This is a genomic window from Lewinella sp. (assembly GCF_050633125.1).
Taxonomy (GTDB): domain Bacteria; phylum Bacteroidota; class Bacteroidia; order Chitinophagales; family Saprospiraceae; genus Lewinella.
In genome coordinates, this window is the sequence record NZ_JBOEFX010000219.1 from 1 (window position 1) to 3,072 (window position 3,072).

Here is a 3,072-nt window from a genome sequence, read left to right on the forward strand (position 1 = left end):
AATACCACAGCCCATTACTGACGCTGAATTCAAGGAGCATGCAGCGGAAAATAAGCTGAGTGTCGCCATGTTTGATGAAGTTGGAGTGCTCAGACAGAAATATTTGGACGCTAAATGGCATGAGAAAAAATCACAACTTACTGTTGCTCTTGGGGCATTGGAAGGTCAGAATCGTGCGCGTTACATTATTGGTGAAAAAATGGCTAATGGCGCTTATTATGCCAGTAAATCTGATGTCAAAGACGTGGTTAATGGTTCTCATACCGTTTTACAGAAATTTACATATGAAACTTCTCATGCTCAATCTTTACGCCAAGCCGCTAAAACAGTTAATCGTTATTTAGCGACAACATCACGTGGTGATAATAGTGGCATCATACGTCCCCCTACAACTGAGTCACTTAAAGCAGCCCTCAATACACTGTTTCAAGCCAAGGTTGATGGTACTGTTGGTAATGAAGTCACCAGATCATTAGTTGAAAGTGAAGAGTTTTTAGCTTTATACAATGAATTTAAAGACATTGATATTGCTAAGCAATTTCATCGTCTTACACAATCGCAGGATCCCCCGATGAGTGAAGCAGATAAAAGCCGTCAAGCAATTAAGCAAGGTTTTGATGCAAAACAACGTCGTCTGTTGGAGGAATCTGAGCAGCGTGCTAATAGTCAAGAGGAGCTTGAACGTAAATATGTTGCAGGCGAGATTACACGTAGCGAAGCAAAGCTTTCCATTGTAGATGCTGCAGATTTGATGGCGCAATATAAGGAGGATCAATTTCAAGCAGGTCATATGACCCGTGAAGAAGCAGGTCTTTCTGAACAAGATGCTGCCGATTTATTAGAAATGCAACAACAACTGGATGATGAAGAAAATGTAGAAGAAGGTGGTGGTATAGTAGAAGGAGGCCAACATGACGCTGGGCAGCCAATTTGGCCGGGTCTAGATGATAATGCAGATGATGATAGTGGACGTATCACCGCTCTAGATATAGTTCCACTATAAATTATAAATTTTTTTTATTGTTATACATTCATTCCGCTAATTATGTACTCCCGTAGTCTAAATGCGGATACATGTGAGTGTCAAGACTTTGTGGGTAGAGATTTAAACATAACGAAAGAGAGTTTAGAGTATCCAGTTGAAGGAGATCATGAACATTCACAAATTACTGGAGATTTGGATGTCAGTGGGGATCTACATGTGGACGGTAAAATTACTGCAGATGGTGAAATACGTAGTGACACTGCACTCTATGCAAGTCTTACTTCTGATACTGGTATGATTGATTCTGGTGGTAGTGCCATTGGTCTTATGGCTGGAGGTACTGTTGTTCAATTTACATCCTTATCTGAAAGTAAATTGACTGCTGGTCAATACAAGGGTCAAGGGGGTACTTCAGCAGCCCCTTTGTATTCATTCAATACAGATAATAATACTGGTAGTTATCTCTCTGGTGTTGATACATATGGGATTAGTGCTGGTGGTATTGCATCGGCTACATTTTCACCCAATACGGTAAATATGACTGGAGGGTATTCAAGTAATGTTACTACCATCACAACGTCTGTTGGGCATATCGAGGCTGGCGATTCCAACGTTGTGTGTACATGGAATAGTGGAGGGCCTATTAGTATTTATCTACCTGGGTCTGCTGAAGTGAATGATGGGTATGAGTTGCGTATTCAGTTTGATGGTGATTTTGGTACTGTATATAGTGACGGTTCTGATACTATCAATGGCACCAGTTTTATCGATATGAAAGCTGGTGCATGTATCTATTTATTTCTCAATGGAACGGTATGGGAGATTGTTTCCAATGAGTCTGATATCACCTCACTTGATACTCGCGTGACAGAGATTGAAACAAAACAAACCACTCGCGGTCAACATTTACAGTCTTCTGATGCTGTTGTTACACTCACTGACGATACGTATAGCAGTGTTATCCTTAATTACACAGGTGTAGATACACATCAATTTTTCTTTCCCCCCACCTCTTCCGTACCACAAGGGTGGACTCTTTCTGTCAAAACCATTGGTCAAGATGTTGAACTTGTCAGAAGCAGTTTAGAAACAGCCGATCGTATTGAAAGGCTCGATGATTTTACTGCAGGATTTGCGGCTAACTGGACATTGTTTCTTCGTGTTGGGGTTACATTCATGAGGGATGATGGTCAATGGAAAGTTGTCAGTGCATTTGATTATCAACGTATGATTTCTATTTTTGATTCTACTCGATATACTGGTACAGAAGTAAAACATTTATTACCAGTAACATTTATCAACGGTTCCGATGCTGCCCCAAGTATTACATTTGGTTCCGACCTTGATACTGGTATGTATCGCAGGGACCCCAACTGGATAGGGTTTTCAACAGCAACAGTAGAGCGATTTAATATCCGTAATGTGTGTAACGAATCAAAAGTGCCTTTTTGCATTGTCGACGGTAGTGTTGGTACACCCGCAATCAATTTTAGTAATGACACTAACACAGGTATATACAGCGTTGGTGCTGACCAACTTGGTGTAAGTGCTGGTGGGGGTTTAGTTACTACTTTCAACAACAAATACACCCAATTCAATGAAGGCGTGGCTTATGATGTCAGATCATCGGTATCAGAAACATTTCAATTGTTGCTTGGAGATACAAATGCTGTATCCACATATGCTGGTGGGTTGACACTCAATGTTTATTTACCTGATGCTTCATCCACTCCAGATGGATATGAAGTTAAAGTCAAAATCGAAGGTAAAGCTGGTACACTAAGAGGTGCGTTAACCACTTCAGACACAATTGACGGTAGTGCAACTCTTGCTGTTGCTATTGGTGAGTGTGTTTATCTTTTCCTCAGTGGTACAGACTGGAAAATCATATCACATTCGTAATTAAACAAAATTTATCTTTATCATTATTTCAAAACAATAATAACCAACAAACATGGCGCGTACTAAGATAACCAAAAAACGTAAAAAAGGTTTTCGTGTGCCTAAAGTACCAACAGTTGAAGATCGTAAAGATGCAAAGAAGGCAGTTAGTAGAAGGAAAAAACTCAAGAAAAAACTAGAGAAAA

The 3,072-nt window shown here is 40.1% G+C and carries 2 protein-coding genes; both read left to right on the plus strand.

The genetic code is table 11. The annotated features are described in order from the left end of the window. Nucleotides 1-1,003, plus strand: a 1,003-nt coding sequence (locus ACRBG0_RS28355; protein ID WP_431490195.1) for a hypothetical protein, incomplete at its 5' end; no start/stop codon positions are given. A gap of 90 nt (nucleotides 1,004-1,093) precedes the next feature. After that, nucleotides 1,094-2,887, plus strand: coding sequence for a hypothetical protein (locus ACRBG0_RS28360; RefSeq protein ID WP_431490196.1), 1,794 nt, complete (start codon nucleotides 1,094-1,096; stop codon nucleotides 2,885-2,887). Nucleotides 2,888-3,072 lie beyond the last annotated feature (185 nt).